Consider the following 14655-nt stretch of genomic DNA (forward strand, 5'->3'; position numbering starts at 1 on the left):
ACGACGAAAGCTTTGTTACACATGAGATTTCTGTACTGCTCCCAAAATCCACAATGAATGGGTGCGCTGGGAATCAATAAACGGTGTTCCAAAAGCAGGATTTTCGACAGAACCCCCGCGATTTCGGCAAAATTTGGAAAGCAATTTTGCTCATCGCTCGGTTCTGCTCAAATCCTAAGCGCTTTTGTCACAACCTCCCTTCATCCCCTAGGAAAGGGAAGCCTTGATGGCAATCAAAAACCGAAAATCGTAGGGAGGGCAAGTTTAACAAAATATTGCATCAATCGCATCAAAAGTTTTTATGTCCCGCCCCCTACCTTTTTATGGACTTTTATTCATTATGATGATAACATCGGCGAAAAATGAGGGGGAATGGGATAAAAATTTTATGTCTTAACCTCATGTTTTTAAATTTATTCTGAACCTTCATAAAGCAACTGTGCAATTCTTAATAACACAATCCCATCAATTGTATTCGGATCCCAACCTGTAATTTCATGGATTTTTTTAATACGATAATTCAATGTATTCCGATGAATAAACAAATCATTCGCAGTTTTGACTAACTTCCCGTGGTTTCTAAAATAAGCTTCAATCGTTTCTCCTAAGTACTTGTCTTCCCCTAAATGCAGTAGTTTCTTATAATTTGCGACCAATGTCGTTTCATTTTCTGGTGTGAATTTTTTAATATTATTACAAATCGTTGCAAGTTCATGTGATTTATAAGTATGAAGCCCTTCTTGAATTTTTAAATCGTGCAATAGGGACTGCAACGAACGCGCTTCATGATAGGACTGAACTAAACCTTTGATACCCGTTGTAAATGAGCCAAGTGTAATTAATGTACGGTCAAATACTTCATTTTGTACATTTTTATCGAAACCATCAATTAATTCTTCATGAGATTTACCGCGATTAGGGTTAGATTTGACGATATAAACGTATTCTTGTGGCGAAATTTCGATAATCTCATCCCCTGGTAATCTCAATGATTCTAATGCCTCACGTAAAGCTGACGTTTTGGATTTGCTCGAACTTTGCATAGAAATAAGCGCAACGGCAAATTCATCATTTAAGCCTAAGCGATCGATCAAACTTTTGCGTTGGTAATTTTGAAAGTAAACGTCAGGATTGAATAAAATATGTGCCAACATTTGCGTGCGTGACAATGTTTCTTGAAAACGAGAGTAGTGTTCTAACTCTTCTTCAACGATAAATTCGGCATGAAGTTTTAATAAATGCGAATAAGCACGTATTTCATCAGGATTGCCACTGACAAGTAGGGCACCGTAAACTCTTCCATGTAGTTCGATAGGAAGAATAACACCAGGATGTTGCGCGTTCCAAAAAGACATATCTTCTAATTCAATATCGATGGGCAGGTTACGTTCAATCGAGTGGCGCGCAGCTTGATGTACTTCACCTACACGATCAGGGTTAGATGTTGCGATAATTTGACCACCCCGATTCGTAATCAGTACTTCAGCTTTAATGATAGATGACGCTTTTTTTACGACTTTTTGAGCCCAATGTTGTTTTATCATTTACTCCAGCTCCTATTTTTTATATGTATTCTAAATAAAGGTAAAGCAGTTCCCTTTTGTTGAATAGTAGAATGGACATCAGAAGTTGAGTCGGCCTGTTGGATTTGTCACACGAACCCTTTTGATTGCATCGTCTCATGACTGGCAAAATACCAACACTTCCTAGCTTGTAGTGAAAGGGCTGTTGTCATACATGTTGAGAAAGGGCAATCTTCATATCATAGCGTGTTTCCAAAACGAACAACAGAAAAAATAGAATATAATTTTTTTGTTCTGTTACGCTTGATTTTTCACTGAATGATATTAAATGTGTATATCATATCATAGAATGAATGGATTGTAATAGGTTTACCGAAACCTTTTCTTTAAGTTTTTTTGAACTTTGTTAACTTTGATTTACAATGTAAAGGTGCAATTCAATCACTCTTGTTTAAGTGTTAACTGTACTTTTATGATAAAACACTTTTTACTTTTTATGCAAATTTATATCTAATTACCTTAGAAGTTATATATTATTAATTTAACAATATAGTTATGATGGCTAGTAAAAAGTTGTGATATTTTATATTATAACAATAACAATTAAATTTTAAAGTAGGATAAGAAAATTTTTCTTCTTTAAACTGATTTGTTAAAAAGTGTGTGATTTTTAGTGTTAAAAAAAGATGCATATGTTTAAGAATGGCGTGAAATCAACGTTTGTTGTTTGATGGAGAAAATGAAAAAGAAGGGAGGACCATCGTGCGAATGCACAGTATGTCTCCCCCTGGAGTGATTTTACAACATGCCAATCATCACTAAAATGATCAAACTTGTCACAATTAAAGCAGCCCAAGTCATCATTCCTAACAAGATAGGGCGAATACCTGCTTGCTTAAATTGGCTAAATTTGACTGATAACCCAACCCCCGCAAGTGCAATTGTAATGAAAAACAGTGCCGCTTGTTTGAAAATCGTAATGATACCATCAGAAAAATTAAAAATGGTACTAACCAGTGATGCAACAATAAACCAAATAATAAAGTTCGGAATCATCGCCCATATATTTTGACGTTGGCCACTGTCATTTGTTGCTTGTTGACGTTTAGCCACCCAAAACGCCAGACCAATCGTGATAGGAATAATAAAAAGTGTACGTGTTAATTTAACAATGGTCGCGACTTCAAGTGCCTTTGAACCATATAACGCACTTGCTGCTACGACACTAGATGTATCGTTAATTGCTGTCCCACTGAAAAAACCAAATGCTTCTTGACTCATATGAAAAAAGTGGCCTATCGGAGGGAAAATAATGACCGCAATTAAGTTAAATAAAAACACTGTAGAAAGGCTAAAAGCGATAATATTGTCTTTAGCTTTAATGACTGGGCTTGTTGCGGCAATAGCAGAGCCCCCACAAATAGAGGTACCGACGCCGATTAAAATTCCTGTATCTAAATCAATATGAAATAACTTGACTAACAATGTGACCACAACAAAGGCAACGAGTAGCGTCACAATGAGTATCGGTAATGACTTGAGGCCTACTGTTCCGATTGATTGAAAACTCAATGTAAAACCGAGCAAAATGATGCTGTAATGCAATACTTTTTTACTGCTATATTGAATACCGGGTTTGAATGATTCAGCTAGTTTTAACGTATTATTCAAAATCATACCGATGACCATTGCAAAAATCGCACTACCTACAATTGGAAAAAAGTGACCTAAGAGGGTAGCGATAATAGCAATAGTGAACGTTAGGCATAATCCTTTTACTTTTGACATAGTCATCGATCCTTTCGTGAAATGACATCGTAACATGTGAACATGACGTATATTTTTGCGCTAAGTTTAACAAAGTGGCAATCGTACAAGCCATCCTCGTTTGTTCTCAAGTATAGGCGTATCAGAATCGTTTTTCAATAGTCATTGACAGTTATAGGTCAATAATGTTGACTTTATTATCGCGGGCGTATAAAATGTAAATTGTAATCAATAAAGAGAAAAAGGACGGGATGATGATGAAAAAACGTATTGGACAATTTTTGATAGATGAAATCGCAAAACAAGGCGTTGATAAAATTTTTGGTGTTCCTGGTGATTTCAATTTAACTTTTTTAGATGATATTGAAGCACATGAGACGTTAGAATGGGTTGGTAATACGAATGAATTGAATGCAAGTTATGCTGCAGACGGTTATGCACGTTTGAACGGACTTGCAGCTATGGTAACAACTTTTGGTGTCGGTGAATTAAGTGCAGTCAACGGCATTGCGGGTTCATACGCAGAAAATGTACCCGTGATACAAATTACAGGCGCACCGACGACAGTAGTTGAACAAGCCGGCAAATATGTGCACCATTCTTTAGGTAACGGCAAATTTGATGACTATCAAAAAATGTATGCACAAATTACTGAAACACAAACAGTATTAACTGTAGACAATGCATTAACAGAAATCCCGCGTATCATTAAAGTAGCAACAGAAGAAAAACGTCCGGTACATGTCCACTTACCAATTGACATCGCAGCAAAAGAAATCGAAGTACCAGATGACGTCGCATATCCTGCAACTCAAAAAGCAGAAAACGTTTCAACTGTAGTAGAAAAATTAACAGAACGATTAAAAGCCGCACAACAAGTGACGTTAATTGTCGGACATCAAATCAATAGTTACGGTTTGCAAAAAGATGTTCAAGCAATTGCAGAAAAATTAAACTTACCTGTAGCACAATTGTCACTCGGTAAAGGCTCATTTAATGAAGAAAGTGCGCAATATATGGGGGTATACGACGGTTATATCGCAGAAGACAATATCCGTGATTATGTCGATGGTAGCGATTTGGTCATTACTTTAGGTGCCAAATTGACAGACTCAGCAACTGCAGGTTTCTCACAAAAATTCTCAAATGATGCGATTGTAACTTTGAACCATCGCGACGTTAAAGTAGGCGACTATACAACAACTGAACCGTCATTACCTGAAATTGTAGAAGCGTTCAAAGACATTGATTTCAATTATGGAGGCGACTTCCCAAAATATCAATGGCCAGATGTATCCGCAGCAGTATATAATGATGAACCATTAACACAAGAAAACTATTTCAACTTAATGCAAGACTTTTTACGTAAAGGTGACGTTATATTAGGCGAGCAAGGAACATCATTCTTTGGTGCATACCGCTTAGCACTTCAAGAAGGCACGACATTTATCGGCCAACCTTTATGGGGCTCAATCGGTTATACGCTCCCATCAACATTAGGTACATTACTTGCAGCACCAGAACGTCGTCATGTATTACTCATTGGTGACGGCTCATTACAATTAACGGCACAAGAAATGTCTACAATGGTACGTCAAAACTTAAATCCAATCATCTTTATTATTAACAATGACGGTTATACAGTTGAGAAAAAGATTCATGGTGAAAATGCCAAATACAATGACATTCAAATGTGGGACTATAAATTATTACCAGCATTATTTGGCAACAAAGACATCCCAACATACGACGTCAAAACATCCAATGACTTAAAAGTAGCAATGGATCAAATCGATCAAAACCCTGATACGATGCATGTTGTTGAAGTTCACATGGATGTATTAGATGCACCAGCGAACCTAAACGAAATTTCTAAAGCCTTCGCTGCACAAAACAAATAATCTGTTGTAGAGGGCAAAATTTTATGGTTGACATGAAATTGAAATGCATGTATAGTGTTGGATAACTTCATAAAACGTATGGTTGATAAGTAGTTTTTACGAATGTAGCACGCAGAAAGCTAACGGTTGATGCAAGTTAGCACAAACGTAGAGATGAATTGGGCAATCGCAATATACGACCAATTGAATTGTAATCAAAAGAGCGAACATGATATAGAAATTCATGTTAACTAAGGTGGCACCACGGTAACGCGTCCTTACAGAAGAGACGTCTACTGTGGTGTTTTTTAGTTTTTGTCGGCTATCTAAAAGTATCTTAAAGCCATTAATGACGTCCGTTTCGTTGAGGTGAGGCGCCTCGTAAAGTGAGTCAAAGTGAAGCAATAACTTAGATTGTGTGGAGGTGGGTTTGGGACATAGAAAATTTCAAGCCTCAATCCATTCATAGGTTGATGGTTCATTAATGACTTTAGAACAGTCGGAAAGTGATGGAGAATGGGATAGAAAAAATTGATGCTATTGGCTTTCTTGATTTCATAAACTTGCCCTCAGTTTCGCTGTATTTCATATAAGATTGTCCAGAGGGCTGAGACTCCTGAGGGATCAGCTGGTCCGGAAAATCCAATTCGGCATCCATCTAGTGTACACTTCAATCAAGCCGAATTTAGTTGAAGGGCCAGCCCCTAGGAAAGCGAAGCCACTATGGCAATCAAAAGCAAAATTCGTAGGGAGAGGGCAAGTTCAACAAAAATACTTCATCAATAGCATGAAAAATTTTAATGTCCCATCTCCAAAAATTAAAGAAATGCCTTATAAACGGAACAAAGTGAGTCGTGTTCCTTTCAACCGAAACAAACAATTGTGAGGTAAGAAAAAGTAGTTTGAACAATCGGTAGTTCCAGAAAATAGACGGTTGATGCGAGTCTATACCGACCTCAAATGAATTGGGTCTTACTTGAAGCAACCAACTGAATCATAACTTAAAGCGAACAGTGACAATATTGTTAACAAAGGTGGTACCGCGCGTGAGCGTCCTTTCGGAGGACAATCATGCGCTTTTTTAGTGCCGAAAATTGAAGGAGGAGCCCTATGAACATTGCCTATCGCGTTTTAGATGCACCGATCAATCCAGAAACATTAGCACGACATCGTCAACATAAAATTGTATTAGAAAGTGCCACAACATCGCAAACAAAGGGGCGATATTCTGTTGTCGCTTTTGATGCTTATGGGGAAGTCATTTTAACAGAATCACAATTAAATATTTTGGCCCCGCATCAAACGATTCAAGAAACGACTGCACCGTTTGAACAATTGAAAGCTTTTGTAGGGCAATATCACGCACAGATTTCTGAACCAGAGCTTGAGGTATTACCTTTCATTTCAGGCTTTGTCGGTTATTGTAGTTTTGATTTAGTCCGACACGCGTTTCCAGTGCTACAACAATATCCGGCAGCAGGTACAACGCATGATGTTCATTTTTATATGATTGAATCGGTATATGTATTTGACCATTATAAAGAACAAATTTACGTGATTGCGACAAACCTCTTTTCTAAAGCGACGGAACATGAATTATATGAGCGTCTAGATGAGATGATTGCGGAATTCAATCAAATTGAGTTGTTTGAAACGACGCAAGTACCTGATTTACCTGAAAAAGTGATTGAGCCGAATATTGATGAGGCAACGTTTATTGCACAAGTACAGCTATTTAAAGGACGTATTCAACAAGGTGATATGTTCCAAGTCGTCCCATCACGCATTTATCGTTATGCACATCATTTTGGTGAACAATTGCATCCATTGACGTATCAGTTATATCAAAAATTGAAAAGGAACAATCCAAGCCCTTATATGTTTTATTTTAATATGGGTGGTCCTATTTTAGTGGGGAGTTCTCCTGAAAGTTTTGTGAAAGTCAAGGCAGGCAAAGTGATGACGAATCCTATTGCAGGAACCATTAAACGCGGCACCACTGATGAGGAAGATCAACAATTGGCAGAAACCTTGTTAAGTGATGAAAAAGAGTTGAGTGAACATCGGATGCTCGTTGACTTAGGACGTAACGATATTTTACGTATTGCTCAACCAGGAAGTTTGGAATTGACGAAATTGATGACGATAGAACGTTACGAACATGTTATGCATATTGTCAGTGAAGTTATTGGTGATGTGGACCCAACACTTTCTCCTATTGATGTCATTGCGAGTTTATTACCGACTGGAACGGTATCAGGTGCGCCGAAATTACGTGCGATTCAACGTATTTATGAAACGCAACCTTTAAAACGTGGTGTTTATAGTGGTGGCGTCGGTTATATTAATTGCGACCATACGTTAGATTTAGCACTCGCGATTCGTACGATGGTCATTGATGAGACCTATGTGCATGCTGAAGCAGGGTGTGGTGTTGTCTATGATTCGATTCCAGAGAAAGAATTGGCAGAAACACAATTGAAAGCTAAAAGTTTATTGGAGGTCACGCTATGATTTTAGTCATTGATAATTATGATTCGTTTACGTATAACCTCGTCGATATGTTTCGCTTAAAGGAAGACGTTGTGGTGAAGTATCCGGATGACGACACATTGTATGACCTTCAACCAGATGCACTTGTTATTTCGCCAGGTCCAGGACATCCCGATGATACGACGCGACTCCATGAGATTATCGAGCATTTTAAAGGTATACCGATTTTAGGAATTTGTCTCGGTGCACAAGCATTGTATCGGTATTATGGAGGCCGAGTCGTCGTCGCGTCGAAGGTCATGCATGGCAAAATTGATACGTTACAATTTGAAAAGTCGACACTGTTATATAAAGGGATTTCAGAACATTCTGATATTATGCGCTATCACTCACTCATTTGTGAAGAACAGTCGTTACCTAAAGGAATCCATATTACCGGTAGAACAAGTGACAGTATTCAATCGTTTGAACATCGAGTCCGACCGCATTATGGCATTCAATATCATCCGGAATCATTCGCAAGTATCGCGGTATCGGGCATTGTAGAAAACTTTTTAACAATCGTAAAGAAAGGTGTGTTGCCACATGACGTTACTGAATAAAATGATGAACTTTGAAGCACTCAATCATGAAGAAATGGGCGCGTTTATAGCGACGTTATTATCTGAAACGACGCCATTAGAAGATAAAGTCGCATTACTTGTCGCTTATACGATGAAAGGTGAAACATCAGACGAATTGTATGCGTTATGTGAAAGCTTGATTCATACGATGTACCCTGAACAACCGCAATATCTAGGCAGTATGTGTGTCTGCGGGACAGGTGGCGATGGCTCGAATAGTTTCAATATCTCCACAACTGTATCATTTGTGGCGGCAAGTGGTGGTATTGAAGTTGTTAAACATGGTAATAAAAGCGTCACATCACAGTCAGGGGGCATGGATATTTTACAAGCGATGGGCATAGCGACGACCCCTGTACAATCTGTGGTGCAACAGTTAAAAGATACACATTTGGCTTTTGTTAGTGCGACAGAATCTTACCCTGTGATGAAAAATATGCAGCCGGTCCGCGTGAAAGTGGGACGTCCAACGATTTTAAACCTTGTCGGCCCGATCATTAATCCGTTTGCGTTAGATTATCAGTCGATGGGGGTGTTTGATCCGACGAGAATGATAAAAATTGCTGAAGTGTTACAGCGATTAGGCCGTAAAAGAGCTATTGTCATTCATGGGGCGAATGGCATGGATGAAGCGACGTTATCGGGTGACAATCAAATCGTTGAAATGGACCAAAGGATAGGGATTCGTGAATATACAGTCAATGCGGCAGATTATGGATTGCGTTATGCACCAGATGAAGCGCTTCGAGGTGGGACGCCAGAAGAAAATAAGGAAATAACACTAAACATTTTAAATGGAACGGATCAATCTGTAAGGAGAGACGTCGTGTTACTTAATGCAGGACTTGCGTTTTACACAGCGGAAATTGTCGACACGATTGAAGCAGGGATCGCCCATGCAGTGTCATGTATTGATTCAGGCGCTGCATTCAAACAATATGAACAAGCAGGAGGTGTAGTCGTATGACGATTTTAGATGACATTGTCGAATATAAAAAGCAGTTACTCGCTGAAGGTTACTATGAAACGTTATTGAACAATTTAGAAGAAGTAGCTGTGTCACACAAACGGACTGTAGCGGAACAATTTGAAAATGACCGTACAATCGGCGTGATCGCGGAAATTAAGTCAAAAAGCCCGACCGTTTTAGATATACCGGACCGTAATTTAGAGGAACAATTGCGATTGTATACAGCAGGAGGCGCATCAGCGATATCGATTTTAACGGATGAACAATATTTTGGGGGCAGTTATGAACGGATGGCAGCCTTGACAAAACAGACGGATGTGCCGGTACTCTGTAAAGACTTTATGATTGATGAGCGACAAATCGATGTGGCGAAAAAAGCAGGGGCGTCTATGATTTTACTCATCGTCAACATTTTAACAGATGAAGCATTGGCGCGATTACATGATTATGCGACAGCTCTCGGATTAGAAGTGCTTGTGGAAGTCCATGACCGACAAGAACTGGCACGAGCACATCGTATTCGACCGCAATTTGTTGGTGTAAACAACCGTGATTTGAGAAGTTTTAAGACTGATGTCAGTCATACCGGACAAATTTTAACTTCACGACACCCGGGTATACATTACATTTCAGAAAGTGGCATTAAGACGGTGTCGGATATCGAAACGCTTGTACCAACTAGGATTGCAGGCGTACTGATCGGTGAAACATTGATGAAAGCGAATGATCCACAAGCAGAACTCCAAAGCTTTAAATTGCGTAAAGAGGTGTAACATGTATTTGAAATTTTGCGGATTTACACAAGAAGAAGACATCCGAGAAGCAGTCCAGCACGATATACAAGCAGTCGGATTTATCACGTATCCCAAAAGTGCACGCTACGTTGATTTAGCGCAACTGCAAAAACTAACTGCGCACGTTCCTAAAACGATGGATCGCGTGGCAGTGACTGTGAACACAACGATGGCACAACTAGAAGCCATCATCGAACAAACTGCTATTAATACGATACAGTTCCATGGTACCGAATCAATAGACATGATTGCTACAGTGAAGGCGCGCTATCCTGACATAAAATTGTTTAAAGCGATTCCTGCCGATGAAAAATTGTCGGACAACATCGAACGTTATGGAAATGTTGTTGATCGACTGTTAATTGATACACCGTCTAGCGCTTTTGGAGGCACAGGACAAGTATTTGATTGGCGTGTGTTGGATACGTTGTCGACGTCGAATTGTTTGGTGGCAGGTGGCGTCAACAGTGAGAATGTACGGCAGTTAATCCAACGTCACCCGAATATCGCGGGTATTGACATTGCAAGTGGCATTGAAAAGGCAAAAGGCCAAAAAGATCATGACAAAATGGCATATATTGTAAAAGTTTTGAAAGGAGAATGACAATGAAAAACATTCAATTAGAAGCAGATGAACATGGATTTTTCGGAGAGTACGGGGGCAAATACGTACCCGAAACGCTCATGCCAGCTATCGAAGAATTGAAAAAGGCTTATGATGCGGCGAAACAAGATCCTGAATTTCAACGTGACTATCATCATTATTTAAAACATTACGTTGGACGCGAAACGCCGCTTACGTATGCCGATTCTTACACGAAAGCATTAGGTGGCGCGAAAATTTATTTGAAACGTGAAGATTTGAATCATACGGGGGCACATAAAATTAATAACGCGATTGGTCAAGCTTTACTCGCGAAACGCATGGGTAAGAAGAAGCTTGTCGCTGAAACTGGCGCAGGTCAACATGGTGTCGCAAGTGCAACAATTGCAGCGTTATTCGATATGGAACTCGTTGTATTTATGGGGGAAGAAGATATCCGTCGTCAACAACTCAATGTCTTTCGGATGGAGTTACTCGGGGCGGAAGTCGTACCTGTGACTGACGGACAAGGGACGTTATCAGATGCGGTGAATAAAGCACTTCAATATTGGGTCGCACATGTCGATGATACACATTACTTACTTGGTTCAGCGCTCGGACCGGACCCATTTCCGACGATGGTGCGCGATTTTCAACGTGTCATTGGTGATGAAATCAAAGCACAACTTCAAGAAAAAGAAGGGCGTTTACCGAATGCCGTCGTCGCGTGTGTCGGTGGTGGTTCCAATGCAATCGGTACGTTCTATCCATTTATTGAAGATGCATCAGTGAAGTTGTATGGCGTGGAAGCAGCAGGGGAAGGTATCGATTCAGAACGACATGCTTTAGCAATTAATAAAGGAAAAAAAGGTGTACTCCATGGAACGAAAATGTATTTAATTCAAGATGACAACCATCAAATTAAATTGGCACATTCTATTTCAGCAGGCCTCGATTATCCGGGTGTGGGCCCTGAGCATAGTTATTACCATGACATAGGGCGCGTCGATTATGTCACTGCTGACGATAAAGAAGCGATGGAAGCACTCGTACGTTTCACAAAAGCAGAAGGGATTATTCCAGCAATTGAAAGTGCTCATGCTTTAAGTTATGTTGAAAAGCTCGCACCACAATTGGATAAAGATGACATTCTCGTCGTAACAGTGTCAGGTCGTGGTGATAAAGATATGGAAACAATTAAACATTATATGGAAGAAAAGGAGGCGTAACGATGCATGCGAAACAATTTGTAGCGTACATTATGGGTGGTCCAGAGTTTATAGCACAATTGAAAGCATTAGATGAAGTTGGCGCGGATTATGTTGAAATTGGTATCCCATTTTCTGATCCTGTCGCGGATGGTCCCATCATTATGGAAGCAGGACAGGCGGCGATTCGAGCAGGGATGACGGCCCAGAAAATTTTTGATCAGCTGAAAACAGTGAACGGTCAGCTCAACACACGTTATTTACTGATGACGTATTATCATACGATTGAAACTTATGGAGAAGCGGCATTTATGGCTGAAGCAGAAGCGGCCGGTGTAGAAGGGCTCATCATTCCGGATATGCCGTTTGAATATATCGAACAATTGAAAGCCCGTTATCCAGAGCAACAGTTGAAATTCATCTCACTAATCGCGATGACTGCTGCACCTGAACGACGTCAACGCATCGCTCAATCCGCTGAAGGATTTATTTATACGATCACAATGAATCAAATTACAGGTCAAAACGGCAATTTCCACCCTGAATTGAAGCAAAATATTTTAGATATTAAACAACATAGTGATGTGCCGGTGATGGCCGGATTTGGTATTCGTACACCTGAACATGTTCAAGAAATCATCGAAGTGGCTGATGGTGTCATTATCGGAAGTGAAATCGTTCGCCGTTTTAATGAAGAAGGCATTGAAGTAACGAAACAATATTTAGCGAGGGTTCGTGAAGCACTTGGTAAGCATCGTTCAACTGCACAGTAATTTGTCATATCAGTGTGAAGTTCAAACGCTATTCATTCAGGCACCCCCGTTATATAATAAGTGTCAGTATAAAAATGATACTTGTAGGGGTAAGTTTTAAAATAAAGAGGTGCTGAACAATGAATAAAGTGATGATTTTTGATTTAGACGATACGTTATATGATCAACTTTCAGGTTTTGAATATGCTTATTACCGTCATTTTGGTGATACGGATATCGGTGTAGAAAGGCTTTATCGTCATTTTCGTTTATATAGTGAAGAATTATTCGAAGCGACACAAACAGGCGCATTGTCGGTGCCGGACATGCATGTTGTACGCATCACACGTGCAGTGGCGGACTTTGATATCGAGTTGCCTGAAGAGAAAGCACATGCCTTTCAACGTGATTACGAATATGCGCAACAACATATCAAATTGTCAACTACGATTGTTGAAATGTTACAGTATTTAGTTCAAAAAAACGTCAAATTAGGTTTATTGACAAATGGGGAGTCAGACCGTCAGCGTGCCAAAATAAAAGCTTTAGGACTCGATCAATATATTCCAAAATCCAATATGTTTGTCTCAGCGGAACTGGGCTTATCGAAACCAGATCCAGCCATATTTGAAACAGTGGGCAAACAGATGGATGTCGGTGCGAGTGACGCATACTTTATCGGTGATCATTTTGACAACGACATTTTAGGTGCAATGCAAGTCGGTTGGAAGGCTATCTGGTACAATCGCCGCAATCGCCCGCAAACTGATATGACTAAACAGCCGACAAAAACAGTGATGACGGAAAAAGCATTGTTTGAAGCGATTCAAAATATCATAGAAAGTGCATAATATGAAAGCATGTGGAAGGATTAACGTTTCTTTCACATGCATTTTTAAATTTGTAATTAATAAGTCAATCTTAAGTAGGCTAATATGAAATCTAGCGAGTCAATATTCATTGCCAAGTGTGGTGTACTAACAAGGTAAAAGTAGTTGTAAGCACACGAACGAAAGCAAATGGAACGAATCTAGAAATAGGATAAAGAGTACAAGAAATTAAAAAAAAATATATATAAAACGCATAAAATGACAAAGTATATTACTGCGGTTCAGTGGGGTGGTATCTTTTTTGTGACATTAAGAAAATCAATAAATTATACATAAAATTAATAGTTCTGAAACATCACTGTAACAATAAAATTAATATTTTTTAATATAATTATAGTATAAAGTAATTATAAGTGACATGCTGGGTATAATGTTGAAAGTGCATACAAGATATTAAAAGTGTAAAGGTGGAATAAAAATGAAAAGAAAAATTTCAATCATACTCTGCTTATGTTTTTTATTGCCTATACTAACCTTAAGTAGTGCGAACGCTCAACAGCCAAGCCCTGGAACACAAACGATAGTAGATACGCAGAAAGACCCTAATGGTAAATTAAACGCTAGATACGACCCGAGTTATACGCTTTATTGTTCCGCTGTTTTGATTACACCCAACATGTGGTTAACTGCAAAACATTGCGCTGGTAATCAAGAAAAAACAGGTTATATTGGTGCAGTGTATCCAGGTCAGTCCGGTGCGTCTACACCTTTTGGAATGATGAATATAAGTTTATATAAGCCAGACCCGGGTGTTGATATTGCGATTTTAAAAGGGACCGAAACAGATAAAAGTAGTGCTTATAAGTATTATATTAAAGGCTTTAAAACAGGTATTGTTGCTTATGATTTAGAGGGACTTAAGAAATTAATTGGAAAGAAAATATATAGTTATGGATATCCTGGTGATAAAGGTGAGACGAAGCAGTATAGAAGTGAAGGCATTATCACTAATGTTAACCCAATCACTAAGGAATTAAGTACTTCAATGCCATCCTCTCCTGGTCAATCAGGGTCGGGTGTGTTTTTAGAAAATGGCCAGTTTTTAGGTATCCTATATGGCAATGAAAATAGAACAACCTATAAGAGCGCTAAAATACAGCCTATCGATCAAAGATTAAAAACATGGATTGATAATAACAAAGAGTAAACAGATAAAAGTAATTCAAAAAAGA

12 protein-coding genes are annotated in these 14655 nt (G+C 39.0%); 10 read left to right on the forward strand and 2 right to left on the reverse strand.

Going from position 1 to position 14655, the window contains the following annotated elements; all coding sequences use genetic code 11:
* Positions 1-413: 413 nt before the first annotated feature.
* Both P3U61_RS01565 and P3U61_RS01570 read right to left on the reverse strand, forming a co-directional pair.
* Positions 414-1544 (reverse strand): sugar diacid recognition domain-containing protein, encoded by a 1131-nt coding sequence (locus tag P3U61_RS01565; RefSeq protein ID WP_214520588.1) that lies wholly within the window; start codon positions 1542-1544, stop codon positions 414-416.
* A 777-nt stretch (positions 1545-2321) separates the two neighbouring features.
* Positions 2322-3311 (reverse strand): YeiH family protein, encoded by a 990-nt coding sequence (locus P3U61_RS01570; protein ID WP_110179150.1) that lies wholly within the window; start codon positions 3309-3311, stop codon positions 2322-2324.
* A 233-nt stretch (positions 3312-3544) separates the two neighbouring features.
* Here P3U61_RS01570 and P3U61_RS01575 point away from each other — a divergent pair, with 233 nt between their 5' ends.
* The 10 genes from P3U61_RS01575 (at position 3545) to P3U61_RS01620 (ending at position 14630) form a co-directional block, all read left to right on the forward strand.
* On the forward strand, positions 3545-5191 hold the full coding sequence (locus P3U61_RS01575) for an alpha-keto acid decarboxylase family protein (protein ID WP_110179156.1): 1647 nt from the start codon (positions 3545-3547) through the stop codon (positions 5189-5191).
* Between the two features lie 1089 nt (positions 5192-6280).
* Complete coding sequence (locus tag P3U61_RS01580; protein ID WP_096533389.1) at positions 6281-7684, forward strand: anthranilate synthase component I; 1404 nt, start codon at positions 6281-6283, stop codon at positions 7682-7684.
* On the forward strand, positions 7681-8265 hold the full coding sequence (locus P3U61_RS01585) for an anthranilate synthase component II (protein ID WP_020219473.1): 585 nt from the start codon (positions 7681-7683) through the stop codon (positions 8263-8265). Before P3U61_RS01580 ends, P3U61_RS01585 begins: the two co-directional genes overlap by 4 nt.
* The gene (trpD, locus tag P3U61_RS01590) at positions 8249-9253 is read left to right on the forward strand and encodes an anthranilate phosphoribosyltransferase (protein ID WP_014612987.1); all 1005 of its coding nucleotides are present in this window, start codon (positions 8249-8251) and stop codon (positions 9251-9253) included. Before P3U61_RS01585 ends, trpD begins: the two co-directional genes overlap by 17 nt.
* Positions 9250-10029, forward strand: a complete 780-nt coding sequence (gene trpC / locus P3U61_RS01595) for an indole-3-glycerol phosphate synthase TrpC (RefSeq protein WP_037542283.1) — start codon at positions 9250-9252, stop codon at positions 10027-10029. Before trpD ends, trpC begins: the two co-directional genes overlap by 4 nt.
* A gap of 1 nt (position 10030) precedes the next feature.
* A complete protein-coding gene (locus P3U61_RS01600; protein ID WP_014612989.1) occupies positions 10031-10654 on the forward strand; it encodes a phosphoribosylanthranilate isomerase in 624 nt (207 codons plus the stop codon).
* A 2-nt stretch (positions 10655-10656) separates the two neighbouring features.
* The gene (gene trpB, locus P3U61_RS01605; RefSeq protein ID WP_015729625.1) at positions 10657-11862 is read left to right on the forward strand and encodes a tryptophan synthase subunit beta; all 1206 of its coding nucleotides are present in this window, start codon (positions 10657-10659) and stop codon (positions 11860-11862) included.
* 2 nt (positions 11863-11864) lie between these two features.
* Entirely contained in the window at positions 11865-12614 is a 750-nt protein-coding gene (gene trpA, locus P3U61_RS01610; RefSeq protein ID WP_096533388.1) for a tryptophan synthase subunit alpha, read from the forward strand.
* 119 nt (positions 12615-12733) lie between these two features.
* Positions 12734-13444 (forward strand): HAD family hydrolase, encoded by a 711-nt coding sequence (locus tag P3U61_RS01615; RefSeq protein WP_014612992.1) that lies wholly within the window; start codon positions 12734-12736, stop codon positions 13442-13444.
* Positions 13445-13901: 457 nt separating this feature from the next.
* Complete coding sequence (locus P3U61_RS01620) at positions 13902-14630, forward strand: S1 family peptidase (RefSeq protein WP_014612993.1); 729 nt, start codon at positions 13902-13904, stop codon at positions 14628-14630.
* Positions 14631-14655 lie beyond the last annotated feature (25 nt).

The sequence above is a fragment of the Staphylococcus pseudintermedius genome, from assembly GCF_034042775.1.
GTDB lineage: Bacteria > Bacillota > Bacilli > Staphylococcales > Staphylococcaceae > Staphylococcus > Staphylococcus pseudintermedius.

Bases quoted from the DNA above. Each gene is read 5' to 3' on its own strand.
- P3U61_RS01565 (WP_214520588.1), bottom strand. From the start codon at position 1,544: ATGATAAAACAACATTGGGCTCAAAAAGTCGTAAAAAAAGCGTCATCT.
- P3U61_RS01570 (WP_110179150.1), bottom strand. From the start codon at position 3,311: ATGTCAAAAGTAAAAGGATTATGCCTAACGTTCACTATTGCTATTATC.
- P3U61_RS01575 (WP_110179156.1), top strand. From the start codon at position 3,545: ATGATGAAAAAACGTATTGGACAATTTTTGATAGATGAAATCGCAAAA.
- P3U61_RS01580 (WP_096533389.1), top strand. From the start codon at position 6,281: ATGAACATTGCCTATCGCGTTTTAGATGCACCGATCAATCCAGAAACA.
- P3U61_RS01585 (WP_020219473.1), top strand. From the start codon at position 7,681: ATGATTTTAGTCATTGATAATTATGATTCGTTTACGTATAACCTCGTC.
- trpD (WP_014612987.1), top strand. From the start codon at position 8,249: ATGACGTTACTGAATAAAATGATGAACTTTGAAGCACTCAATCATGAA.
- trpC (WP_037542283.1), top strand. From the start codon at position 9,250: ATGACGATTTTAGATGACATTGTCGAATATAAAAAGCAGTTACTCGCT.
- P3U61_RS01600 (WP_014612989.1), top strand. From the start codon at position 10,031: ATGTATTTGAAATTTTGCGGATTTACACAAGAAGAAGACATCCGAGAA.
- trpB (WP_015729625.1), top strand. From the start codon at position 10,657: ATGAAAAACATTCAATTAGAAGCAGATGAACATGGATTTTTCGGAGAG.
- trpA (WP_096533388.1), top strand. From the start codon at position 11,865: ATGCATGCGAAACAATTTGTAGCGTACATTATGGGTGGTCCAGAGTTT.
- P3U61_RS01615 (WP_014612992.1), top strand. From the start codon at position 12,734: ATGAATAAAGTGATGATTTTTGATTTAGACGATACGTTATATGATCAA.
- P3U61_RS01620 (WP_014612993.1), top strand. From the start codon at position 13,902: ATGAAAAGAAAAATTTCAATCATACTCTGCTTATGTTTTTTATTGCCT.